Here is a 22,687-nt window from a genome sequence, read left to right as displayed (position 1 = left end):
CGGAGACGCCGCCAGTGGCCCTCGCTCGCCGTCGTCTCCGGCCGATCCGCGCTTCAGTGCATCGTCACGGCACCGGATGTCCGTGACGCCGGAGCGGTCCGGCCGGCGTCGCGATGGTCGTGTCCGAGCCGCCACGCGATGAGCCCCGAGATCACGCATCCGCCCGCGAGGTAGACCGCCACCAGATGCCACGACCCGCCGGAGACGGTGACCAGGGCAGCCGCAATGAACGGGGTGAAACCACCCCCGACCGCGCTGGCGACCTGGTAGCCGACCCCGGCGCCGCTGTAGCGGTACTCCGCGCCGAACATCTCGGTGAACAACGGTTGCTGCACGCTGACGACCATGTCGTGGGCGATGTTGACCAACAGCACCGCGAAGACGACCGTTCCGATCATCGAGCCGTCCTCGAGCATCGCGAAGAACGGGAACGCACAGACGGCACCGAGCGCGGAACCGAGCATGTACACCCGGCGACGTCCGTACCGGTCGGACAACCATGCGAACGCCGGGATCGTCACCATTCCGAGGGCGCCGACGAGCAGCCCTACGTTGAGCATGAAGCTACGTTCCATGCCGAGTTCGTTGGTGGAGTAGCTCAGTGCGAACGTCGTGACGATGTACATCGAGAACAGCTCGACGAAGCGCAAACCGATGATCTGCAGAAACGCCTTCGGATGCTTGGTCAGTGCTTCCAGGAGAGGGATGCGCTTGCGGCTGCGTTCGCCGAGCTCCGCTTCGATCTCCTCGACCGTCTCGGTGAACTCCTGGCTCTCCTCCACGCTCGAGCGGACCCACAGGCCGAAGGCGACGAGCACGATGCTGGCGACGAACGGGACCCGCCACCCCCATTGGGCGAACGCCTCGTCGGTCGTGACGCTGCTCATCAGCATGACGAATCCGGTGGCCAGAATCAGGCCGACCGAATAGCCGACCTGAACCCCGCTGCTGTAAAGAGCCTTCTTCTTCGGCGGAGCACTCTCCACCGCCATCAGAGCGGCACCACCCCATTCGCCGCCGACCGCGAATCCTTGCACGGCCCGGAGCGCGACGAGCAGGACCGGCGCCCACCACCCGATCGACGCGAAGGTCGGCAGCAGACCGATCAGGGCGGTGGCGCTTCCCATGATCACGATGGTGAGAACGAGCATCCGCTTGCGGCCGAGGCGGTCACCGAAGTGACCGAAGACCACTCCGCCGAGTGGCCGGAAGAGGAAGCCGACACCGAAAGTCGCGAACGCGGCGAGGGTGCCGATGGCCGGGCTGACGTTCGGGAAGAACTCCTTGTTGAAGACGAGCGCGGCCACCAGGCCGTAAAGGATGAAGTCGTACCAGTCGATGACTGCGCCGACGAAACTGCCGAACGCGGCGCGCCGCGCCTGGCGCTCGTCGGTGCCGGTGGGGCGGTCGTGCATAACCGATCCTCTATCCGTGTGTTCGTATTGCGAACGCATGTCCGCTGAGTGGATACATGTGACGGTAGCCACTCGCCGGGAGTGCCGTCAAGACGAGCGAGGAGCGGCAGCCCGGCCCGAGCCGACGACAGCCCGCACCACAGCGACGAAGGTCGTCGGAATACAACGGTGTAATTCTTTCCGGCGCAGGGCTATTCCGATTCGTTACCATGCGGCCCGGCACGGGAGACCGGATAATTCCCTCCATGCCCGCCTCTCGCTCCGCGGTCCCCGCCCCGATGCTCGCCGCCGCCGGCCGGCCGCCGATCGGCACCGGATGGGCGGTGGAGATGAAGTGGGACGGTGCACGCACGGTGACGGTGTGCGACGGCGAGCGGTGCCGGCTCTTCAGCCGCAACGGCAGGGACGTCTCCGGGATCTACCCGGAACTGACGATCGCGCTGTCGGCGCTGGCTCGCGGCCGTCCGATGGTCGTCGACGGGGAGATCGTCGCGCCCGACCCGCGGACCGGGGCGCCGTCGTTCCCCCGGCTGCAGAGCCGCATCCACGTGGCGAAACCGACGGCCGCGCTGATCCGGACCACACCCGTGGAGTTCTACGCGTTCGACCTGCTCGCGCTCGACGGCGCACCGACGACCGGGTTGCCGTACCTCGAACGCCGCCGTCGGCTGATCGACCTGTCGATGTCCGGTCCTCTGGTCCGCACCCCACCGCACTGGGTCGGCACCGACACGAAGATTCTGCTCGACCTCGCCCGCGACCACGGTCTCGAAGGCATCGTCTGCAAGCGGACCGACTCGACCTATCAGCCGGGGCGCCGGTCCCCGGCATGGATCAAGACGGCGCTGCGCAAGAACACGGAGGTCGTCGTCGCCGGGTGGCTGCCGGGCACCGGGCCGCACCGCGTCACCTTCGGATCCCTCGTCCTCGGCGCCCACGACGACGACGGTCGTCTCGTCCACATCGGCAACCTCGGCACGGGCTTCACCACTGCCGGGCGACGGGCGCTGTGGGAGCGGCTCGACGAACTCGAGCGGCCCACCTATCCGTTCGACGTCACGCCGCCGGCGCCCGTCGTCCGGGCCGCCCGGTGGGCCGAACCCGTGCTGGTCGGTGACGTCGAGTACCGGGAGTTCACCGGCGACAGTCTCCGGCACCCCAGCTGGAAGGGGTTGCGGCCCGACAGGGAACCGGGCGAGATTCTGATTCCACCGCTGACGTAGCGGTGCCCGATCTCCCGGACTCGGGCCCCGCACCGTCACGGCAGCCGATGAAGGCCTCGGGTCACGGGAGTGGCACGCCGGCCTCGTCGATCGCCAGCCACAGTCCGCCGAATTCCTCGACCCGGTGACACAGCACCTGCCCGGGGTCCTCGTCGGCATAGAAGTACAGCGGATGCCCGGCGTACGTGACCTGGGTGGTCCCGTCGGTGCGCGCCGTGGTTCCCAGCAGCCCCTGGTCGGCGTCGCCGGCCGCGACGGGGGCGCCGACGGTGAGCACCGGCGGCCACGCCACGGCGCAGTCGCCGTAGCAGTCGGGGACCGTGCCCACCTCCCGGTCGAAGATGTAGATCGCCTGGTCCGTCCGGTCGAAGAGCATCTCCCCGAGGGGACCGTTCGCCGTGGTGACCACCGTCGACTCTCCGGTCGTGGTCACCGCCGGTTCCGACGCCGGCTCGGCATCGTAGGGACCCTCGTCCGACGTCCCGCAGGCCGCGGCGCCGAACACAGCGAGCAGGAGGACCGCGCACCGCACGTCCGCACGGCCACGGATCCGCGCCGATCTCACCGGTGCTCGGGATTCTCGAAGGAGGGATGGCAACCGGCATCCCACAGCGAGCGTTGGTTGCCACCCACGGGGAATCCACCGGCCTGCACGAGCAGCGCGGCGGTGTGCATGAGGTTGTAGGTCATGAACGTGGTGTTGCGGTTGGTGAAGTCGTTCTCCGGACCGCCCGACCCCGGATCGAGGTACGACGGGCCCGGACCGGCCTCCCCGATCCAGCCGGCGTCGGCCTGCGGCGGGATCACGTATCCGAGGTGCTGGAGGCTGTAGAGGATGTTCATCGCGCAGTGCTTGACGCCGTCCTCGTTGCCGGTGATCAGGCAACCGCCCGCGCGTCCGTAGTACGCGTACTGGCCGTGCTCGTTGAGCAGCGACGAACAGCCGTAGAGACGTTCGACGACCTTCTTGGTGACCGACGAGTTGTCACCCAGCCAGATGGGCCCGGCGACGACGAGGATGTGCGCGGCGAGGATCCGCTCGAACAACTGTGGCCATTCGTCGCTCGGCCACCCGTGCTCCGTCATGTCGGGGTACACGCCCGTCGCGATGTCGTGGTCGACGGCCCGGATCTGGTCCACCGTGACGCCTTCCCGTTCCATCAGCGCCACACTGCGATCGATCAGACCCTGCGTATTGCTGGTCTCGGGCGACCGTTTGAGGGTGCAGTTGACGAACATCGCGCGCAGTCCCTCGAACCGGCGCGATCCATCCGCGCCCTGCAACCCCTCGAACGCCGGTTCGGTCATGGGTCCTCCCATACGAGATCCGCACACCCACGATAAGCCGGGGCAACGTCGCACGGAAGCGGTTCCGTGTCCGGCCGGCTGCGGGCGCCCTCCGGTAACGTGCGGAACATCTGGCCCAGGGAGAGGGACCGGCACCGGTGACGGACGAACTCGGCGCAACCTCCTACCGCGACCGGATCGCGGCCGCGCTGACCACGTACGCCTGCGGCGACGCGTTCGGCGTCCCCTGGGAGGGCGCGGCCGCGGCGGACATCGACCTCGGGACGGCGGCAACCCTGCCCGTCCGGCCCGGCTGGCCCCGGGGTGCGACGTCGGACGACACGGCGCTCACCCTCCTCGTGGCCGAGGTGCTGACAACGGCCGCGAACGAGGATCCGGGCTCGATGTTCCTGCGTCTGCTCAGCGAGCGCGCCGAGACCGTCCCGGGCCTGGGGCCCTCCACACTGGCCGCGATCCGGACCTTCCGCGAATCGGGCCGGCGTCCCGAGGCCGGTGGCGACACGAACGGTGCTGCGATGCGGGCTCTTCCGGCCGGTTGGGCGGTTCCGGTCGACGACCCGGATCGCCGGCGCGCACTCACCCTGAATCTGTCCCGGGTGACGCATCCGTCACCGGACGCGCAGTGCGCGGCAGCGGTGATCTCGGCGTGCGCCTCGTGGTCGCTGGAAGGCGCGGACGCGCAGCGGTTGCTCGAGGCAGCTCGCGACGAGGCGCGCATCGCGACCGGGGAATTCGGTGGTAGCCGTCTTCTCGAGGACCTCCTCGCCGCGGTCGCGGCGGACCGCTGGAGTGCCGCACCGTCGGGTGTCTCGCTCGAACCGTACGACACCGTCGCCGCCGTGCTGCACTGCATCGTCACGGTGCGGTCGCCGGTCGACGCCATGCTCGCCGCCGTCGCGCTCGGCGGGGACACCGACACGGTCGCCGCCCTCGTGGGCGGTCTGCTCGGTGCCCGATTCCCGTCCGCAGAGGCAGCGCTCACGCAGATCCCCTGGTCGTCCGCGGTGCTGCTGCCGGACGCGGCCGTCGTCACCGGATTCGCGGCCGGTCTCGCCTCGGCGCGTGCCGCCGTCCGGTAGACCCGCCGGTCACAGGGCGTGATCTCGGTACGGCGTCACCGGCCGGGAGGCGAAGGCGTCGCGACGTTCATATCGGTGTCGTCCGTGACGGTCGACAGGAACGGATGTGGCGTCTGTACCGGAGACCGTGGAACTCGGACTCGGCTGCCGGCCTCGGCTGCCGGCACAGAACCGGCGGAGCAGTCGCCGGGGTGCGGCGCCGAGAGCGTCAAGCCGCCTGGGCGACCTCGGCCGGGGCACTTGCCGCCACCGGGATCGATGTCCGCGATTCCGCCTGCGTAACGGTCGGGGCCGCGCCGCAGTGCCCGGTCGCCCTGCACAACAGGTGTGTGGCCGCACAGAAGATCCCACCGAGTACTGCCCACAGCAGCGAACCGAACATCCACATCCCCACCACTGCCACCGCCAGTATCAGCATGCCGTCCAGCACGAAAGCCATCATGGGATGCGCGACCAGCGGTTCGTCGTTGCCCTGCCGTTCCGTCTCCATACGCCCGTCTCCTTTCCTGCCGACTCCGTATCCGATACCCCGCTCGGACGGAATCCACACCCCGGGTGCACGAACCCGGGAGACGCGCAACGAACGCGATACGCGTTCGACTGGCGACATCGTTTTGTGATGCGATACAAATCAGTGCATAATGTGAGAGCGATCACATTGTGGTACGGCAGGGGGTACATCAGTGATCCATACATTCGAAGGTCGGCACAGGTTACCGACCAATAACGACGATGCCGGCGAGTCCTGCTCGCGTCTACGGCACACGTCCGGCACGGCGGGCGTCGCCTGCGCGGTAGCGGCAGCCATGACGGTGGCCGTCACCGGTTCGGCGCTGCTCGGACTCGCGATCGCGGTATCCGTTCTGGTGGCTGTCGCCATCGCCGCCGTCATGATCTGACCTCACGGGGACCGGACTCGTCAGGGGCGTCGAGGACTCGGCACAGCCGGATCGCGTTCTTCCTCGCGACGACGACACGTCGGTCCGAACCGAGAACGTCCCGCCCTCGGCGAGGGCGGGACGTTTCCAGGCCGGCTCAGCGCTGGTCGCGGACGGTGTGTGCGGCGTCGCGTGCGTCGCCCTGCACCGCGCGCGCAGCGTCGGCACCTTCCTCGGCGACAGTCGTCGCCGCATCCCGAGCCGTGGCGGCGACAGCGTACGCCGCCTCCTGGGCGGGCTGCGTGAGCCGCTGAGCGGTTTCCTGGGCGGCGCCGGCGGCTTCCTGCAATGCGGGCTCCGCGGTCTCCTTCAGCGCGACGGCGGCCTGCTGCTCGGACCGGCTGGCGGGCACCAGCGCGGCGGCCACCAGACCGGCGCCGAACGCGATCAGCCCGACTGCCAGGGGATTGCCCTGCGCCTGCTGCTGCGCGGTGGCGGGCACGCCGCGTGCCGCGTCGGTCGCCGACGACACGGCCGAACGGCCGGTGTCCGACAACTGCGACGTCGCGTCCTGCGCCGTGCCCATGACCCTGTCCCGCATCCGGGACAGAGAGCCGCCGATCCCGCCGACCTTGCGCCGGGCGATCGTCGAGGGCCGCGCCCGATCGGCGAGAGTGTCGACGTCGGCGCTGAGGCTGCGTCGCGTACGGTCTATTTCGGCGCGGATCCGATCCGGATCATCGGTGTTCGTCATCGCTTCTCCTGAGGATGAGGGGCAAGTGCTCCGGGCATCTGGGAAAGGGTTTCGGTGGTGCGGGGAAGTCCCTTGGCGCGAGCCATCTCCGAGCGTCCCAGCACGGCCAGCAGCGTCGCGACCACCGCCCATACGACGGTCACGACGAGCGCCGACCAGCCGCGGCCGATCGCGTTGCCCAGCGCCCACCATGCGGCGATGGACAGGAACAGCAGCACGAAGTGCGCCGCCACCGCGGCGCCGGCAAGCATGCCGGCGCCCTTGCGGGCACGGGTCGCGGTCTGGGTCGCCTCGGCCTTCGCCAGTGCCAGCTCCTGCCGCATCAGAGTGGACAGGTCACCGCTGACATCGGCCAGCAACTCGCCCAGGGAGCGCTGGTCGCCGGCTCGATTGTGGTCTGTGGGAGGAAGAGTCACGGCCGCACCTCACCACCGGGGTGCGGCGGTGCGTATCCGCCGGGCGGCGGGGTGCCTGTCCCCGGCGCCGAGTAGCCGCCGGGCATCGGCGCGCCCGTCGCGGGTCCCGCAGGATACGTTCCGGGCACCGACGTGCCGGGTCCCTGTGCCGGGTACGCGTATCCGGCGGGCCCGCCGGCGCCGGGATCGGCGGCGGTGAAGCCGGGGTGCGCGACCCCTGGAGGCTGTGGCACCGCAGAATGGGGCGCCGGCGAGTACGAAGCGGAGGAATCCCTTGTCGCGGAATCAGATCCGGAGTCCGCGTCCTTCAGTCCGCGACCGAGCCGGCCCAGGACGAATCCCGCTCCCGCAGCGAGGGCGATGAAGGCCCCCGGCCGGCGCCGAGCGAAACCGCTGACCTCGTGCAGGACTCCACCCGGCTCTCGCTGCTCGAGCCAGGAGGCGACGGTGTCCGCTCGATCGGCCGCCTGGCGGACGAGGTCGCCGGCCATGCCGGGTTGCTCCGAGTCACGCGCCATCGAGCCGAACTGTGCTCCGAGCGTGCGCAACCCCTCGGCGACCTTCTTCTGCTGTCGAGCGGCCTGGTCGGTCAGCTCGTCCCGGGTGCGCCGCAGCACGTCCTGGGCCTGCGCAGTCGCTTCGTTCTTCACCCGGGTGGCCTGATCGCCGGCCGTTCCGGCCACATCCCGGCCTGCGTCCGCGGCTCGACCGGCGACCCGGCCGGCCTGTTCCTGTGCGACCTGCGCCGACGAGGCATCGTCCGGTTCGCCGGGTGCCGTCCGATACTCGTCGAGACGGTGCCGGGGCTCCGGTATCGGCCCGTCCGGGGAGGTGAAGGGTTGCTCGGTGAGCGGGTCGGTGCTCCGTCCACCCGGGTCCGGGTATCCGCTGTACGTCATCAGTGTTGTCCTTCCGAGGGGATCGGGAATTACGGCCGGCACTTCTGTGCGGTCCTGGGTGTGCCGGGCCGTCCCGCCGTGTCACCGGCGGTCGCCGATGGTCGTCGATCTCCACCAGCCGTACGCCCCCCGCTTACCCGGGTCCGGAAGAGGCAAACGTGCCGCATATCCGGCATTACCGACGGTTCGGGCAGTCCCGGCAGCCCACCGGAAGCACCCACCCCGGTGCCCGCATCAGCCGGTGATCACCAGCAGCCAATCTCCGGCACCCCCGGCGTTCGATCCCGGCGTGGACACGTTTCCGTCCCGGTCCACCTGCGCCGGCAACGAGGGCGCCGCGGCATCGGCGGGATCGATCCAGGCGTAGCGCGCTCCCTGCGGGATCAGGGGGAGCGCGAGCCGGATCGTCCGCTCCGTCGGCACATAGACGACGGCGAGGGAGCCGTCCGGCGTACGTGCAGCGGTGACGTAGTCGTTGTCCAGGACGTCCACCATCTCGTCGTCCGTCGAGCGGGTCCCGCGCCCGTCGAGGACGAACGGCTCGTCGACGTCCGGCACCAACTGCCACCACGCCCACGACGCCCACAGGTCCCGGATGGCTCGGAGCTGGGTGACGGCGGGGGTATCGAGGCGCGCTTCCCAGCCGTCCCGGAACTCCCAGTCGTCGGAGCCACGGAATTCCCCCGGGGAGCCGGATGTCAACGCCCAGAGGGCTTGGCGGCGAAGCGTCTCGTCGGTCGTCGGGGCGGTCTCGGGCTGGTTGTTCTCGCCCTCGTAGTTGCCCTCGGCGAACACGGCAGGACGTGGATCCCGGATGCCTGCCGGTCGCTCGTACCCGTCCAGCACCGCCTCGTAGGTCGGCAGGTAGGTGTAGACGAAGTTCCAGTCCACCAGTGGTTCCCAGAACGGGTTGTCCGTGGAGAGCGATTTCTGGGGCCCGAGTTGTATCGAGAACGGCCTGTCGGAGCCGGCCGCCCTGATCCCTTCGAGCACGGCGCGCAGGACCCGGTCGGATTCGGCACCGGCGGCGGGATCGTCCGTGTCGGGCGCATAGTCACCACCGGTCAGCCACACGATGTTCGGGAACCGCGCGTATCGCTGTGCGATCATCCGGCCGTAGACCTCCGCCTGTTCGGGGGTTGCCGAGGCGAACACGCTGGAGAGGTTCCATCCGTCGATCGGGTACAGGAACAACGTGTTTCCGTACCGGCAAGCGATTCGGGCGTACTCGTCGACGCGTTCCCAGTACGGCTCGTTCCATGCGGTGATGTCGCCGTCGACGAACGGCGCGATGCCGTCGAAGGTGGCTCCGTTCTCGTTCGGCCCGCCGTTGTCGGGGACGGCGATCGCGGAGATGATGGCGGCGTCGAACCCGTGCGCCGCTCGATTCGCGAAGTACAGCTCGGCCTGCTCGGGCGACCAGTCCGCCATGCCGGACCACGGCGAGTCCCCGCGGATCGAAATCGGGTCACCGTGCTGATCCTCGAAGTAGCGGCCGTTGCGACCGACGGAGGAGACGTAGCGGTGTCCGGCGCTCTCGGCGACGTCGCACGCGGCGGCCGCCGGGACGGTCGCGGGCGGCGACGAGGGACTCTGCGGTCCGCCGCCGTCCGTGCAACCGGCGACACAGAGCAAAACCGGAAGGGCCAGAGCAGAGTGTCTGTTCACGCTTCTCCCACCCGGCTGCGCTCCCGGAGAAGTGCGCGCCTGCCGAGATTTCAGCCGATCCAGCGGCCCCGGTGTCGTATGGTTCGACTCCGGATGCGCTCAGCCGAGTCTATGCCCTCGCGCCCCTGCCCGCCTGAGCCTTCCGTACCCAGGATGCCGACCGGTCCGGCCCGGTCCCCGCGCCGTGAACCGAGTGCCCGTTCCGCCGCGAACGCCGCCGGGTCCGGCTTACCGTGAGCGTGCGGCGGCATGTTCGCGCCCGGACGATCACCGGCCGCACGGAGAGGGGGCACGATGAACGATCTCCTCCGGCAGGTCGCCGAACTGCGCACGGATCTGCAGGCCCTGGACCGGCGGGTGCGTTCCCTCGCCGACGCGTTCGACCTGGTGGAGCCGGCGCCGGACGACGACACCGGCGAAGCCAACCTGCGGGAGGTCATCGACAGCCTCAGCGACGCCCACCTGGATTTGAGCACGGCGGACAAGCACCTCGAAGCTGCCGCGTCGCACGCGGCACGCCTCCGCGGCTGACCTCGTCGACCGCCGCAACGGACATCGTCGCGGTAGGCTCGGGCTCGCCACTGTTCGACCACGACGGCCGGTCCCACACCGGCGCCGCAGGAGGCAATTACATGAACGGTGCCGTCGGCAGCGACCCACGGATCGCCCACCACCCCGCCGTCAGGGGTGCGCCCGACACCGGGCATCTGCCGCAGCGGCCCCGCGTGGTGGTCGTCGGCGCCGGCATCGCAGGACTGACAGCCGCCACCGCGCTCGCCGAGCGCGGGGTGGAAGTCGAGGTACTCGAACGCGAGGCGTACCTGGGCGGGCGGGTCGGCGGGTGGCGTGAGCGTCTCGACGACGGCACCGGGCTCGCCATGAATCGCGGGTTCCACGCCTTCTTCCGGCAGTACTACAACCTGCGCCGGTTGTTGCGACGGACCGACCCCCATCTGCAGCGGCTGACGGCAGTCGACGACTATCCGCTCGTCGACGGCGCGGGCCGGCGCGACACCTTTCGCGGAATTCCCAACACCCCACCGTGGAACGCTCTGGTGTTCGCGCTGCGCAGCCCCACGTTCCGGCTGCAGGATCTGGTGCGCATCGACGTGCGGGCCGCGGCTCCGCTCGCGACCGTGTCCGTGCCGGAGATCTACGACCGGCTCGACGGCGTCGACGCCCAGACGTTCCTGCAGCGCATCCGCTTTCCGGAGGCAGCCAATCACCTGGCGTTCGAGGTGTTCTCGCGCAGCTTCTTCGCTCCCCCGGCCGGAATGTCGGCGGCCGAGCTGGCCACGATGTTCCACATCTACTTCCTCGGCTCCGCGGAGGGCCTGCTGTTCGACGTCGCCACCGGCAATTTCGACACCGCCCTGTGGGGACCGCTGGGCCGGTACCTCGAGGGCCACGGCGCGCGCATCCGGACCGCCACCGCGGTGACCGGCATCGAACCCGGCGGCACCCGCACCTTCCGCATCCACGACGACACCGGCGGCAGCACCGACGCCGACGGCATCGTCCTCGCCCTCGACGTGGCCGGATTGCGCGCCCTCGTCGACGCCTCGCCCGACCTCGGCGATTCCGGATGGCGCTCGCAGGTGCAGCACTTGCGGTCCGCTCCCCCGTTCCTGGTGCAGCGGCTCTGGCTGGACCGTCCCGTCGCCACGGACCGCCCGGCATTCCTCGGCACCGGCGGCCTGCGCCCGCTCGACAACATCAGCGTGCTCGAGCGCTACGAGGAGGAGGCCCGCGCCTGGGCCGCACGCACGGGCGGTTCGGTCGTGGAGCTGCACGCGTACGCCGCCACGGGCGACGGAGTCGGCCAATCGAGTTCGCCCGAGGATGTGCAGGCACAGGTGCTCGCGCGCCTGCACGCGATCTATCCGGAGACGGCCGCCGCCCGCGTCGTCGAGGAACGCACGCTGTGGCGCCAGGACTGCCCCCTGTTCGGGGTGGGCGATTTCGCGCAGCGGCCGACCGTCCGCACCCCGCACGAGCGGCTGATGCTCGCCGGCGACGGCATCCGGATCGACCTGCCGGTCGCCCTCATGGAACGTGCGGCCACCACGGGGTGGGAGGCCGCCAATTCCCTTCTCGCCCAATGGAACATCGCCGGCCACGACCTGTACACGGTTCCCACCCGGGGCCGCTCGACGGTCCTGCGCCGTCTCGCCGCCCTGGAAAGGCGTCCCGCATGAGCGTGCTCGATCCGCTGTACCGTCGCTGGCCCGCCACGTGGCCCGTCCAGCCCATGGATCCGGACCGCTGGGCCGCACAGGCGCCCACCTACCGGGGCGCCCGGCCCGAACTGATCAACGCCATCCTCGACCGCTCGCAGCGCCGGCCCTCCGGCAACTGGTACGTCGTGGCCGCCAGTCGGGACATCGGTACGGAACGTCCCTTCGGCATCACCGTCGCCGATGTCGAGCTCGTCGCCTGGCGCGACGGCGATCAGGTGATCGTCGGACCCGGCGCGTGCCCTCACCTCGGCGCGCCGATGTCGCTGGCGGCAGTGGACTGCGGTGCGCTGATCTGCCGTTGGCACGGTCTGCGCATCGACGCTGCGGGCGCGTACGGCTGGAAACCCTTCCCCAGTCACGACGACGGGGTGCTCGTATGGGTCCGGCTCGACCACGTCGGCGGCGAGACACCGACCGAACTTCCCGTCGTCCCCGAACGTCCGACCGCCGAGTCCCGCATCGCAGCCGTCGCCACCCTCGTCGGGGTGTGCGAGCCCGACGACATCGTCGCCAACCGCCTCGACCCGTGGCACGGCGCCTGGTTCCATCCGTACTCGTTCGCCCGACTCGAGGTGGTCGAGGCACCCTCCACCCACGGCAGCCCTGACGGAGAGGACCGATTCCTCGTCGACGTCACCTTCCGGGTCGCCGGCCGGATCGGGGTTCCGGTCCGTGCCGAGTTCACCAGCCCCGAACCGCGCACCGTCGTCATGCGCATCGTCTCGGGCGAAGGCGTCGGCAGCGTGGTCGAGACCCACGCGACCCCGCGGGGCACCGGCCCGGACGGACGTCCCCGCACCGCGATCGTCGAGGCCGTCGTCGCAGATTCCCCGCGCCCCGGGTTCGGCATCGCCACCCGGCGCGTCGCCGCCGCCCTCCGCCCCCTCATGCAGCGCACGGCCACCCGGCTGTGGCGCGACGACCTGGACTACGCCGAGCGCCGCTATCAGCTCCGTGCCGCGACCTCGCCGGGCCACGTCCCCGGCCGGTAGCTGCCGCCGCGTCGGTGATCCGCCGCACCGCGCCCACGTCGGCTCGGATTCGGGTCCGAGGACCCTGGTCCGCGCCGCGGCTCGCGCGCACAGTCGAGGCATGCTCGACACCGCTCTCGACATCTTCCGGGTGCGCCAGTACTTCGATGTTCTCGCCCGCGGCCGGGACGTGGTCGAAGGCGTGCGCACCGACACCGGATTCCTCGTCGACGTCGCGCGGGCAGCCCTGCAGCGCCCGTCGGGCACGCTGGACCGGGAACTGCATCCGTTTCCCCCGTTCGAGCCCTTCCGGGTCCGGATCCGGGAGGGCGATCGGATCGCGCTGGCCGCGACCGGGGGCAGCGGAGCGCTCGCATCGCTGGTCGGAGTGGCCCGCGCCCTGGAGGAAGGCGGGATCCGGCCGTCGGTCGTCTCGGTGTGCTCCGGTTCCGCGCTGTTCGGCTTCCCGATCGCAGCGGGCGTCCCCGCCGACGAGGTCGCGGCATTCACCCTCGCGCTCGACCCCGCGGACTATGTCGACGTCGACTGGCGACGGCTCCTCACCATCGCACCGACCGTGGGCCGCGGCTTCGCCGGCATCCTGCGCGGCGATGCGCTCGAGGCCACGTACCGGCGTCTGCTCGGCGACATGACGCTCGCCGCGATGCCCGTGCCCGCCTACGCGCCGATCTGGAACATCGAGCAGAACCGCATCGAGTACCTCGGGCCGCGAACGTATCCCGACCTGCCGGTGGCGCGGGCCGTGCACATGGCGGTCGCGTTGCCCCTGTTCGTCGCCCCCGTGGAGCTCGGAGGGTTCCACTGGTGCGACGGCGGGATCGTCGACATCTTCCCCGTCCACCCGCTGCTCGACCTCGAACAGCCGTGCGAGGCAACCCTCGGCGTGAACGGCTTCTATCCGCCCGGCTTCGAAGGCGAGGACGCCACCGGGTGGGCCGAACGTCGCGCGAGCATCCTCTACATCGCCTCTCAGGTCCGTACGTCCCAGCAGGTCGAGCTGGCACGGGAGAACCTGGCGCGGCTGCGCGCGGCCTCCGACGTCACGATGGTCGAGCCGGTTCCGTACGCGAAGGTGCGGGGCGTCGGCTTCTACCGGCAGTTCCTCGGCACCCGGGACTGGCCGGAGTTCATGCGGGCCGGACGTGCCGCCGCCCGGCGTGCCCTGGCGGCATGACTCGTCGGCAACCGAACTTGTCGGACCCCTCCGGCACTGTGTACAGCGTGCCCGTACGGGTACCACTCGACCGAACGGCTCGGGAGATTCCACGGGAGGTTCGACATGGCGAACGTAACGATGTTCCGTCGGGTGATCGCGCCGACCGCGGTGGCGTTCCCCTCCTCCGCGCTCGCGGACGCCCTGGTCGCTGCGGCGGCCGACGTGCCGCTGCACGGGTCGGTGGCCGGCACGGTGGCGAGCAGCGTGGACGACGCGGTGCGGGTGCTCACCGCCGACGAGGGCGGGTTGTTCCCGTCGCAGGCGGCCGCCCTCGTCTACGAGTGCTTCATCGGGGCGATACACGGACTCGACACGATCGACACCGCGGTGGCCCTCGGCGCCGTCTTCACCGCCTACCTGGACCGGCTCACCGCCGGCGGGCGCGTTCCGACGGACGTCGCGGCAGCCTGACCGGCCGGCGCAACGGCCCGCGACGTGCAGGTCCGCGTTCCCGGGCCCCGCCGTGACCGCCGGTCACCGGTAGACTGAAGGTCGACCCTGCCGTGCACGGCAACCCTGGTATGACGAGAAGCAGGCTCGGTAGATCGTGAGTGAAGGACGGAGTGGGCACGCGGTTGCGCCCGGCCGGGCCGAGACCCGGACCCCGGCATCATCGTTGCGCCGACTGAAGCAGCGGTGGCTCCGCTGGCGTCGGCGCATCGAAAGGCGTCCCTCGCTGAACCTGACATACCGCATCACCGTCGGGACTTTCGGAACACTGGTGTTCCTGGCCGGCATCGTGGCCATCCCCTACCCCGGCCCGGGTTGGCTCATCGTCTTCGCCGGCCTCGGGATCCTGGCCTCGGAGTTCGCCTGGGCACACCGTCTGCTGCACTTCGCGCGGGGCCGCTACGACCGGTTCATGCACTGGTTCGGGCAGCAGTCGCTGGTGGTGCGGGGCGCGGGGGCGCTCACGACCGGCGCGATCGTGATCATGACCCTGTGGCTGCTCGGCACCCTCAGCCTGGCCGGCGGCTGGGTGGGGGTCGACTACTCGTGGCTCGAGAGCCCGCTCTGACCGGTTGCCGGACCGTCACAGCATCCGGACCGTGTCGCCCGGATGCAGGCGTTCGACCCGGCCCCGGCACTCGATCTCGATCGGCCGCTGGATGCCCGCCCCCGCACTGACCTCGACCTGACGGCCGGAGATCCGCACCTGCAGGTGGTGTCCCCGATAGAAGATCGGGAATGCGAGCACTCCGAGTTCCTCCGGCCACTGCGGGCCGAAGACCAGGCGGTCACCGCGCACCTCGAGACCGGAGAAGCAACGCTGCAGCAGGTCGACGCTGCCGGCCATGGCCGCGAGATGGATCCCCTCCGACGTGGTGCCACCCTGGATGTCGGCGATGTCGGAGGCCAGCACGCGGTCGAAGAATTCCATGGCCTGACCGCGGTGGGCCCGCGCCAGCACCCACGAGTGGACGACCGCGCTCAGCGTCGATCCGTGTGACGTCCGTGCCATGTAGTAGTCGATCGTCCGCGGGATGGTCTCACCCGTCAGCTCGTAGCCGAGCCGCTCGAACAACTCCCGCAGTTCGTCCGCCGACAGCAGGTAGAACAGCATGAGCACGTCGGCCTGCTTGGAAGCGCGGTAGCGGTTGACGTCGTCACCCTCGGCCTCGAGGAGCCGGTCCAGACGCTGGATGTCGCCGTGCCGGCGCCGGTATCCCTCCCAGTCGAGTTCGGCGAGGTCCCCGTAGCCTTCGAACTGGCTGATGACCTGATCGTGGAAGGGCACGAACATGCGGCGGCTGACATCCTCCCAGCGCGCCGTCTCGCGAGCGGTCAGGCCGAGGGTGTCGACCAGTTCGGTGCGCATCCGCAGCGGGATGATCTCCAGCGCATCGAGAGCCCGCAGGATCACCCACACCGCCATGACGTTGGTGTAGGCGTTGTTGTCGATCCCGTCGAACGGCGCGTCCGGGTAACCGGAATGGAACTCGTCGGGGCCGATGACGCCCCGGATGACGTATCGATCGCGGGCGTGGTCGTAGGTGGCGATGTCGACGAAGAACCGGGCGATCTCCACCAGCATCTCGGCACCGTAGTCCGCGAGGAACCCGAGGTCCCCTGTCACCTGGTAGTACTGCCACACGTTGTGTGCGACCGCGACCCCGATGTGATGCTGGCGCCAGCTGGCGTCGGGATTCCACCGGCCCGACTTCGGGTTGAGGTGTACCTGCTGGCTCTCCTCACGCCCGTCGCTGCCCGACTGCCACGGGTACATCGCACCGACGTGCCCCGCCTCCCGCGCCGCGCGGCGGGCCTCGTCCAGCCGGCGGTACCGGTAGCGCAGAAGGGAGCGGGTCAGTCCCGGCAACCGCAGGTTCAGCACCGGCAGCACGAACAGCTCGTCCCAGAAGATGTGCCCGCGATACGCCTCACCGTGCAGGCCCCGCGCCGGAACACCGACGTCGAGCTCGGCGGTGTTCGGCGACAGTGTCTGCAACATCTGCAGCAGGTGCAACCGCACGATGCGCAGGCCTTCGCCGTCGCCACCCAGGAAGATGTCCACCCGGTCCCACAGGTGCACCCAGGCGAGCACATGTCCCTCGAGTGTTTCCTCGAAGCGCCCCGTGCGGGCCAGCCTGCGTGCCGCCTCCTCCGACGGCTCGGACATCGCAAGGTCACGCCCGGTGAACAGGGTCGCCATCTTCTCCAGGGTCACGGGCTGGCGAGCCGCCACGTCGAGCGCGATGACGTGTCCGACCCGTCCGCCCGAATCGAGAAGGGTGTACTCGGCAGGCACGCGTTCGCCGTCACGCCACAGGGTGCTGCGGGCAGCAACGGCGACGGGAATCCGGGACTGGTTGGTCAGCACCGTCATACACACCGAGTCCTCGGACAGCCGGGCGGTGTGCAGCAGCCGCAGGTGGTTGCCGTCCAGGTGGCGGTAGCGTTCGACGAGGGTGTTGCGGACCGCGCCGTCGATTTCCGACCGGATCTCGAGCCGTCCCGTCCAGTCCTCCGGGACGATCGTCGTCTCGAGGCCGCACACGTGCGGCTGGTGCATCGCGACGAACCGTCGCTGCACGACCGTCGTGGTGCGGCCCGCAGCGTCGCGGAAACGCAACCGTCGGGTGAGCACGGCCCGGCGCAGATCGAGGTACTGGCAGTACTCCCGCACGTCGACGGCGTCGATGTCGAACCACTGTCCGCCGTCGATGCGGAAGGTGACCGGCAGCCAGTTCGGCAGGTTCACCATGCTCTCGTTGTCGATGGTGCGACCCGCCACCTCGTCCGTCAGGCGGTTGAATATCCCGGCGGCGTACGTGCCGGGATAGTGCACGGCACCGGCCCGGGATTCGGGGGCGCAGCCACGGGTGGCGAAGTACCCGTTGCCGACGGTGCACACGGCCTCGCGCAGCTTCTCGGCCGGCGGATCGTAACCCTCGAAGTACAGCGTCCAGGCGTCGTGGCGCGGACCGACCTCCTGGTTCTCGCCCCAGAGTTCGGCGAGCTGCTGCAGCAGCCGGCGGACCTGTTCGGGACCGTCCAGCGAGAACTGCGCTGCCGACCGGCGGTCACCGTCCTCGGTGTGGCGCACCACGATTCCGAGTCCGGTGCCGGCAAGCGCGTCGAACGCGTCCTCGTCCGAGATGTCGTCACCGATGTAGACCGGGATCGGGTTGTCGTCGTCGCGCACGTGCTCGAGCACCCATTCGAGGGCTCGGCCCTTGTCCCAGTCGACATCGGGGCGGAGCTCGACGACCTTGCGGCCGGTCGTGACACGGAGACGGTCCTCGGCGGCGATCTCGCGCACCGCGGCGACGAGCCCGTCGGCCCGGTCCGGGGGGACGTTGCGGTAGTGCACGGCCACGGTGAACCGCTTGTGCTCGATCACGACACCCGGCACGTCGTCGAGCCGTTCCTGCAGCGCGACGGCGGCCCGTTCGAGGCTGGGCACGGCGGCCATCGCCGCATCGTGCTGCCGGTGCTGCCCGTCGGGTCCGGTCAGTTCGAAGCCATGACTTCCCGCGTACCACAGACCCGGCAGTCCGACCCGGGTCTGCACATCGGCGAGGTCCCGTCCGGAGACGACGGCCACGGTGCATTCGCTCGCGAGGGCAGACAGCACCGCCGACACGCCGTCGACCAGCGCGGCAGCCGCGGGATCGTTCACGATCTCGGAGAGCGTGCCGTCGAAGTCGAGGAAGACTGCCGGCCGACGTTTGCCGAGGAGTGCAGTCAGCTGCTGGAACGACGCCAGACCATCCGGAATCTGGGACATCCGGCGGTCACCGGTGCGCACCACCAGCTCGGCAAGGTCCTCGACCACCACGTCGGCGCCCCGGCGCTGCAGTTCCTCGCGATGGTGGACGCGGTCCACGCCGACGACGAGCCCGAATCCCCCGCGTCGGCCCGCGGCGACGCCCGCCTCCGCGTCCTCGACGACGACGGACCGGGCCGGCCGGACTCCGAGCCGGTGTGCGGCCTCGAGCATGGCTGCCGGGTCGGGCTTGCCGGGCAGCCCCAGTTCGTCGGAGACCACGCCGTCGACCCGGACGCCGAACAGATCGGCGAGCCCGGCGGATTCGAGCACGAGGGCGCAGTTGCGGCTCGAGGTGACGACCGCGGTGTCGAGTCCGGCCTCCTGCACCCGGCGCACGAGCTCGACACTGGACTCGAACACCGGGACACCGTCGCGATGGATGCGCTCCCGGAACATCTCGTCCTTGCGGGCACCGAGGCCACACACGGTCTCCACATCCGGGCCGTCGTCGGGATTCCCCCACGGCAACGTGATCCCGCGCGAGGCCAGGAAGTCCGCGACGCCGTCGACACGCGGCTTGCCGTCGACGAATTTGCGGTAGTCCTCGTCGGTGAACTCACGGTGGTTCTCACCGTCGTGGTCGGGACGCTGTGCGAGATACCGGTCGAACAGTTGCGCCCAGGCCGCGGCGTGTACCGCTGCGGTGTCGGTGACCACTCCGTCGAGGTCGAAGATCACCGCATCGTAGCGACGCGGGTCGATCACCGGCCCGCTCATCGGTCTCTCCCGGTCGCTTCGTCCATGTCGGCCTGCTTCCCTGTCCTGGCTCGGCAGGCCCACTATCCCACGCGGACCGGCCTCGCTCCGGCTCCTTGGGACATCCGGCGCCGACCGGGGACCTGAGTCTCCGGTCCAAGGTCCCTCAGCGGCTGACGGCCTTCTGGTAGCGACGGATCGCGAAGGGCACGAACACGATCAGCATGGCGGCCGTCCACAGCAGCGACGCGAGGATCGGGTTCTGCAACGGCCACGCATCCGAGACGGGCATCATCGGATTGGTGTTGCCGAACAGCTCCCGCACAGCCTGCGTCAGCGCCGACACCGGGTTCCATTCCGCGATCGTCTGCAGCACCGGTGGCAGCGAGGAGATGTCGACGAAGGTGTTGGCGACGAACGACAGCGGGAAGATCACCATGAAACTCGCGTTGTTGAACACCTCCGGGGTGCGGATCCACATCCCCACCACCGCCATCACCCAGGACAACGCGTAGGCGAACAGCAACAGCAACGCGTATCCGGCGAGGGCCTCCCCGAACGACGAGTGGATCCGCCACCCGACGAGCAGGCCCGTCAGCGACATGACCACCAGGCTGAGCACGTTGATGAGTACGTCGGTGGAGGTGCGGCCCACCAGCACCGCCGACGGTGCCATGGGCAGCGAGCGGAACCGGTCGATGATGCCCTTCTGCAGGTCCTCGACCATGCCGAGACCGGTCCAGGTGGCGCCGAAGATCACCGTCTGGGTGAAGATGCCGGCGATGAGGAACTCGCGGTAGGACATCCCCGGAACCTGGATCGCGCTGCCGAACACGTAAGCGAACAGCAACACGAACATGATCGGCGAGAGCATCGTGAAGACGATCAGGTCGGGCACCCGCTTGATCTTGATGACATTGCGCTTGGCGATGGTGACGCCGTCCGACACCATCATCTGAGCCGCGTTCATCCCACCGCCTCCTCGATCTTCTCGTCCGCCTCGTGCCCGGTCAGGGCGAGGAACACGTCGTCCAGCGTCGGTTTGCGCAGTGCCACATCGGTGACCCGGACCCCGGCCACGGAGAGCCGGCCGAGCGCCGTGGCCAGCGCTTCGGTGCCGCTGCCGGTCGAGCCGGTGTCGCTGACCGGCACGGTGACGCGACCGGAGCCCGTGTCGACCTGGATCTCGCCGACGGCGAGATCGTCGAGTTCGCGGCGTACCACCGGGATCGTCGCGGCGTCGGCGATTCCCAGCTCGATGCGTTCCCCACCGACGAGGCTCTTGAGTTCGTCGGCGGTGCCGCGGGCGATCACGACGCCCCGGTCGATGACTGCGATCCGGTCCGCGAGCCGCTCCGCCTCCTCCATGTACTGCGTGGTGAGCAGCAGCGTCGTTCCCTGGGCGACGAGGTGGTCGATGACCTCCCACAGCTGGAGCCGGGCCCGCGGATCCAGACCCGTGGTGGGTTCGTCCAGGAACAGCACCGGTGGTCGTGCCACGAGCGCACCGGCGAGGTCGAGGCGGCGGCGCATGCCGCCGGAGTAACCCTTGACCGGACGGTCCCCGGCTTCGATCAGGTCGAATTGCTCGAGCAGTTCACGGGCTCGTTCACGGCTGCGTTTGATGCCCAGATGGTAGAGGCGCCCGACCATTTCGAGATTCTCGAAGCCGGTCAGGTATTCGTCGACCGCGGCATACTGGCCCGAGGCGCCGATGCGCGAACGCAGAGCGCGCGCATCGGCGACGACGTCGAGTCCCGCTACGGTGGCCCGGCCCTCGTCCGGCACGAGCAGGGTGGTGAGCACCCGCACCGTGGTCGTCTTGCCGGCACCGTTGGGCCCGAGCAGCGCCGTCACCGTCCCTTCCGGGACTCGCAGATCGATTCCGTCGAGGGCTGTGACCTGTCCGTACCTCTTGATCAACCCCTCGGCGACTATGGCGTCGGCCATGAGTCCTCCCCGTCGTCGGATGTGCGCCCCAGTGTGCTACAGACCTCCGACAGGTTTCGAGCGGTTTTCCCGGTCCGTCAGATTCCGGCCAGCAAACGTTCCTGGTAGCGCCGCATTCCGGCGAGCCAGCGGTCGTAGTCGGCCCCCTTCATCCGGTACATGTCGAGGACCTCGGGGTGCGGCAGGATCAGGAACTGCTCGGCCTCGACACCCGCGAGTACCACTTCCGCGACGTCGGCCGGTTCGAGGACCGCGCCCGCGGAGGTGACGGCCCGTGTGGCCGCCGCGCCCAGGCTGTCGCCGGCGGTCTCACCCTCGTGCAGCAACTGGGTGTTCACCCCCATGGGGCACACACAACTGACACCAATTCCCCTGCCGCCGTAAGTGACCGACAACCACTCGGCGAATCCGACGGCGGCGTGCTTGGTGGCCGAGTAGGTCGCCGACCCGATCTGGGTGAGCAGTCCCGCGGCGGAGGCGGTGCTCACGAAGTAGCCCTCCCCACGCTCGAGCCACCGCGGCACCATCAGCTGCGCGGCACGCACGTGCGCGCGCAGATTCACATCGAGCGCCCGATCCCAGGCGGCTTCGTCGGCTTCGAGTCCCGCTCCGCCCGCGATCCCGGCATTGGCGAAGTACAGCGCCACGGGACCGAGGTCGGTCTCGGCGCGATCGACGATCTCGCGGATGCGGTCGGGATCGGAGACGTCGGCACCGACGCCCACGGCCAGACCGGCATCCTCCGGATCGAGTTCGCGGGCCACCCGGCGCGCGGCGTCGCCGTCGAGGTCGGCGACGAGCACCCGTGCTCCCGCGGCTACAAGCCGGGCAGCAAGTGCCGCGCCGATTCCGTTCCCGGCTCCGGTGACAACGGCAACCTTGTCTTCGACGTGCACGGGGCGTTCCTCTCGTCGCGGGATGGTCCCCCCTGTTTAGTTGAATCAGACTTCAAGTTCAAGTAGTTGCGGCGGCTCGCTCCGGAATCCGCAGGGCGTTCGCCCACAGTCGCGTCAATGTGGACACCAGCACGTCGAAATCCACACCGTCGCCGTCGCCCAGTGCGAGCGTCGAGTAGGCCAGGCGGCTGACCATGCCCGACAGCGCACGCGAGGCGAGCATCGGATCGATCTCCGGATCGGCGATGCCCCGCTTCTGCAGGTCCGCGATGCTGCGCGCATTGCGGCGGATGAAGGTCTCACCGCGCCGGCGCCGCAACTCCCGGAACCGCGGATCGATGCTGGCAACCTGCTCGAGCAGCACCATCAGACGGGCGTTGCGCCGGTACGCCTCGAGGTACGCCCGGTTGCTGGCCTCGAGCACCGCGTAGGGATCGTCGGTCCCGGCGACCCGGCCCATCCCCGGGTGCAGCATGTCCTCCTGCGCCTCCTGGAGGACGGCTGCGAACACCTCCTCCTTGTTGTTGAAGTAGGTGTAGAAGGACCCCGTCGAGCACTTGGCCTCACGCGTGATGTCGGTGAGCTTGCTGTCGAGGAATCCGGACCGTTCGAAGACGACCCGCGCCGCTGCGATCAGCTCGGCACGGCGGCGCGCCCCGCGCTGGGTGACCGGCGGGTCGTGCAGCAGGTCCGCCGGCGCCATGGACGGTGCCGGGCCGTCCCAGTCGGCGTCGCGGCCCGCGTCGCCGCGGCCTGAGTGTGAGGCGGAATTCATGTCCTACTT

General features: G+C 69.7%; 21 protein-coding genes. 8 read left to right on the top strand and 13 right to left on the bottom strand.

Translation table 11 applies throughout. From position 1 onward, the window contains the following. Positions 1 to 53 precede the first annotated feature (53 nt). Positions 54 to 1,415, bottom strand: a complete 1,362-nt coding sequence (gene shiA, locus ACM26Y_RS03345) for a shikimate transporter (protein WP_416062634.1) — start codon at positions 1,413 to 1,415, stop codon at positions 54 to 56. A gap of 245 nt (positions 1,416 to 1,660) precedes the next feature. Between shiA and ligD the strand changes: the two genes are divergently transcribed. Further along, positions 1,661 to 2,638 carry a non-homologous end-joining DNA ligase gene (ligD, locus tag ACM26Y_RS03340; RefSeq protein ID WP_416062633.1) on the top strand — a complete coding sequence of 326 codons (978 nt, stop codon included), beginning with the start codon at positions 1,661 to 1,663 and terminating at the stop codon, positions 2,636 to 2,638. Between the two features lie 61 nt (positions 2,639 to 2,699). Here the strand turns inward: ligD and ACM26Y_RS03335 are convergent, their stop codons facing one another. Then, positions 2,700 to 3,071: a hypothetical protein gene (locus tag ACM26Y_RS03335; RefSeq protein ID WP_235157221.1), complete on the bottom strand. Its 372-nt coding sequence runs from the start codon at positions 3,069 to 3,071 to the stop codon at positions 2,700 to 2,702. Between the two features lie 128 nt (positions 3,072 to 3,199). Beyond that, the gene (locus tag ACM26Y_RS03330; protein ID WP_289377160.1) at positions 3,200 to 3,946 is read right to left on the bottom strand and encodes a flavodoxin family protein; all 747 of its coding nucleotides are present in this window, start codon (positions 3,944 to 3,946) and stop codon (positions 3,200 to 3,202) included. A 137-nt stretch (positions 3,947 to 4,083) separates the two neighbouring features. Between ACM26Y_RS03330 and ACM26Y_RS03325 the strand changes: the two genes are divergently transcribed. Further along, positions 4,084 to 5,025 (top strand): ADP-ribosylglycohydrolase family protein, encoded by a 942-nt coding sequence (locus tag ACM26Y_RS03325; RefSeq protein ID WP_416062632.1) that lies wholly within the window; start codon positions 4,084 to 4,086, stop codon positions 5,023 to 5,025. Between the two features lie 208 nt (positions 5,026 to 5,233). Here the strand turns inward: ACM26Y_RS03325 and ACM26Y_RS03320 are convergent, their stop codons facing one another. The 5 genes from ACM26Y_RS03320 to ACM26Y_RS03300 form a co-directional block, all read right to left on the bottom strand. Further along, on the bottom strand, positions 5,234 to 5,515 hold the full coding sequence (locus tag ACM26Y_RS03320; RefSeq protein ID WP_289377155.1) for a hypothetical protein: 282 nt from the start codon (positions 5,513 to 5,515) through the stop codon (positions 5,234 to 5,236). Between the two features lie 545 nt (positions 5,516 to 6,060). After that, positions 6,061 to 6,657: a DUF3618 domain-containing protein gene (locus ACM26Y_RS03315; protein WP_416062631.1), complete on the bottom strand. Its 597-nt coding sequence runs from the start codon at positions 6,655 to 6,657 to the stop codon at positions 6,061 to 6,063. Then, positions 6,654 to 7,073, bottom strand: a complete 420-nt coding sequence (locus ACM26Y_RS03310; RefSeq protein ID WP_416062630.1) for a phage holin family protein — start codon at positions 7,071 to 7,073, stop codon at positions 6,654 to 6,656. Before ACM26Y_RS03310 ends, ACM26Y_RS03315 begins: the two co-directional genes overlap by 4 nt. Beyond that, positions 7,070 to 7,972 carry a hypothetical protein gene (locus ACM26Y_RS03305; protein WP_416062629.1) on the bottom strand — a complete coding sequence of 301 codons (903 nt, stop codon included), beginning with the start codon at positions 7,970 to 7,972 and terminating at the stop codon, positions 7,070 to 7,072. The genes ACM26Y_RS03310 and ACM26Y_RS03305 overlap by 4 nt, the downstream gene beginning before the upstream one ends. Positions 7,973 to 8,206: 234 nt before the next feature. Next, positions 8,207 to 9,640, bottom strand: coding sequence for a DUF4038 domain-containing protein (locus tag ACM26Y_RS03300; protein WP_416062628.1), 1,434 nt, complete (start codon positions 9,638 to 9,640; stop codon positions 8,207 to 8,209). Positions 9,641 to 9,934: 294 nt separating this feature from the next. Between ACM26Y_RS03300 and ACM26Y_RS03295 the strand changes: the two genes are divergently transcribed. The 6 genes from ACM26Y_RS03295 (at position 9,935) to ACM26Y_RS03270 (ending at position 15,106) form a co-directional block, all read left to right on the top strand. Continuing rightward, positions 9,935 to 10,171, top strand: coding sequence for a hypothetical protein (locus ACM26Y_RS03295; RefSeq protein WP_003935918.1), 237 nt, complete (start codon positions 9,935 to 9,937; stop codon positions 10,169 to 10,171). Between the two features lie 101 nt (positions 10,172 to 10,272). Continuing rightward, positions 10,273 to 11,838, top strand: coding sequence for an FAD-dependent oxidoreductase (locus tag ACM26Y_RS03290; protein WP_416062627.1), 1,566 nt, complete (start codon positions 10,273 to 10,275; stop codon positions 11,836 to 11,838). After that, entirely contained in the window at positions 11,835 to 12,872 is a 1,038-nt protein-coding gene (locus ACM26Y_RS03285) for a DUF5914 domain-containing protein (protein ID WP_371384101.1), read from the top strand. The genes ACM26Y_RS03290 and ACM26Y_RS03285 overlap by 4 nt, the downstream gene beginning before the upstream one ends. 100 nt (positions 12,873 to 12,972) lie before the next feature. Then, positions 12,973 to 14,046, top strand: a complete 1,074-nt coding sequence (locus tag ACM26Y_RS03280; protein WP_416062626.1) for a patatin-like phospholipase family protein — start codon at positions 12,973 to 12,975, stop codon at positions 14,044 to 14,046. A gap of 105 nt (positions 14,047 to 14,151) precedes the next feature. Continuing rightward, the gene (locus ACM26Y_RS03275; protein ID WP_371384103.1) at positions 14,152 to 14,499 is read left to right on the top strand and encodes a hypothetical protein; all 348 of its coding nucleotides are present in this window, start codon (positions 14,152 to 14,154) and stop codon (positions 14,497 to 14,499) included. 205 nt (positions 14,500 to 14,704) lie between these two features. After that, on the top strand, positions 14,705 to 15,106 hold the full coding sequence (locus ACM26Y_RS03270; RefSeq protein WP_003935927.1) for a TIGR02611 family protein: 402 nt from the start codon (positions 14,705 to 14,707) through the stop codon (positions 15,104 to 15,106). Positions 15,107 to 15,121: 15 nt separating this feature from the next. On the opposite strand, the gene otsB is transcribed toward ACM26Y_RS03270, so the two are convergent. The 5 genes from otsB to ACM26Y_RS03245 all read right to left on the bottom strand — a co-directional run bounded on the left by otsB (position 15,122) and on the right by ACM26Y_RS03245 (position 22,678). Then, positions 15,122 to 19,078: a trehalose-phosphatase gene (otsB, locus tag ACM26Y_RS03265; RefSeq protein ID WP_416062625.1), complete on the bottom strand. Its 3,957-nt coding sequence runs from the start codon at positions 19,076 to 19,078 to the stop codon at positions 15,122 to 15,124. Between the two features lie 145 nt (positions 19,079 to 19,223). Continuing rightward, positions 19,224 to 20,027, bottom strand: coding sequence for an ABC transporter permease (locus tag ACM26Y_RS03260; protein WP_416062624.1), 804 nt, complete (start codon positions 20,025 to 20,027; stop codon positions 19,224 to 19,226). Further along, entirely contained in the window at positions 20,024 to 21,007 is a 984-nt protein-coding gene (locus tag ACM26Y_RS03255; RefSeq protein WP_289377142.1) for an ATP-binding cassette domain-containing protein, read from the bottom strand. The genes ACM26Y_RS03260 and ACM26Y_RS03255 overlap by 4 nt, the downstream gene beginning before the upstream one ends. 77 nt (positions 21,008 to 21,084) lie before the next feature. Further along, positions 21,085 to 21,903 carry an SDR family oxidoreductase gene (locus ACM26Y_RS03250; protein WP_003935933.1) on the bottom strand — a complete coding sequence of 273 codons (819 nt, stop codon included), beginning with the start codon at positions 21,901 to 21,903 and terminating at the stop codon, positions 21,085 to 21,087. Positions 21,904 to 21,961: 58 nt separating this feature from the next. Beyond that, positions 21,962 to 22,678 (bottom strand): TetR/AcrR family transcriptional regulator, encoded by a 717-nt coding sequence (locus ACM26Y_RS03245; protein WP_003935934.1) that lies wholly within the window; start codon positions 22,676 to 22,678, stop codon positions 21,962 to 21,964. Positions 22,679 to 22,687 lie beyond the last annotated feature (9 nt).

It is taken from the genome of Rhodococcus indonesiensis (assembly GCF_047782815.1).
Taxonomy (GTDB): Bacteria; Actinomycetota; Actinomycetes; order Mycobacteriales; family Mycobacteriaceae; genus Rhodococcus; species Rhodococcus indonesiensis.
This window is presented reverse-complemented; position numbering and strand designations above follow the sequence as displayed.

Coding starts and splice junctions, on each gene's coding strand:
- shiA (WP_416062634.1), bottom strand. CDS start 1,415: ATGCACGACCGCCCCACCGGCACCGACGAGCGCCAGGCGCGGCGCGCC.
- ligD (WP_416062633.1), top strand. CDS start 1,661: ATGCCCGCCTCTCGCTCCGCGGTCCCCGCCCCGATGCTCGCCGCCGCC.
- ACM26Y_RS03330 (WP_289377160.1), bottom strand. CDS start 3,946: ATGACCGAACCGGCGTTCGAGGGGTTGCAGGGCGCGGATGGATCGCGC.
- ACM26Y_RS03320 (WP_289377155.1), bottom strand. CDS start 5,515: ATGGAGACGGAACGGCAGGGCAACGACGAACCGCTGGTCGCGCATCCC.
- ACM26Y_RS03315 (WP_416062631.1), bottom strand. CDS start 6,657: ATGACGAACACCGATGATCCGGATCGGATCCGCGCCGAAATAGACCGT.
- ACM26Y_RS03305 (WP_416062629.1), bottom strand. CDS start 7,972: ATGACGTACAGCGGATACCCGGACCCGGGTGGACGGAGCACCGACCCG.
- ACM26Y_RS03295 (WP_003935918.1), top strand. CDS start 9,935: ATGAACGATCTCCTCCGGCAGGTCGCCGAACTGCGCACGGATCTGCAG.
- ACM26Y_RS03290 (WP_416062627.1), top strand. CDS start 10,273: ATGAACGGTGCCGTCGGCAGCGACCCACGGATCGCCCACCACCCCGCC.
- ACM26Y_RS03285 (WP_371384101.1), top strand. CDS start 11,835: ATGAGCGTGCTCGATCCGCTGTACCGTCGCTGGCCCGCCACGTGGCCC.
- ACM26Y_RS03280 (WP_416062626.1), top strand. CDS start 12,973: ATGCTCGACACCGCTCTCGACATCTTCCGGGTGCGCCAGTACTTCGAT.
- ACM26Y_RS03275 (WP_371384103.1), top strand. CDS start 14,152: ATGGCGAACGTAACGATGTTCCGTCGGGTGATCGCGCCGACCGCGGTG.
- otsB (WP_416062625.1), bottom strand. CDS start 19,078: ATGAGCGGGCCGGTGATCGACCCGCGTCGCTACGATGCGGTGATCTTC.
- ACM26Y_RS03260 (WP_416062624.1), bottom strand. CDS start 20,027: ATGAACGCGGCTCAGATGATGGTGTCGGACGGCGTCACCATCGCCAAG.
- ACM26Y_RS03255 (WP_289377142.1), bottom strand. CDS start 21,007: ATGGCCGACGCCATAGTCGCCGAGGGGTTGATCAAGAGGTACGGACAG.
- ACM26Y_RS03245 (WP_003935934.1), bottom strand. CDS start 22,678: ATGAATTCCGCCTCACACTCAGGCCGCGGCGACGCGGGCCGCGACGCC.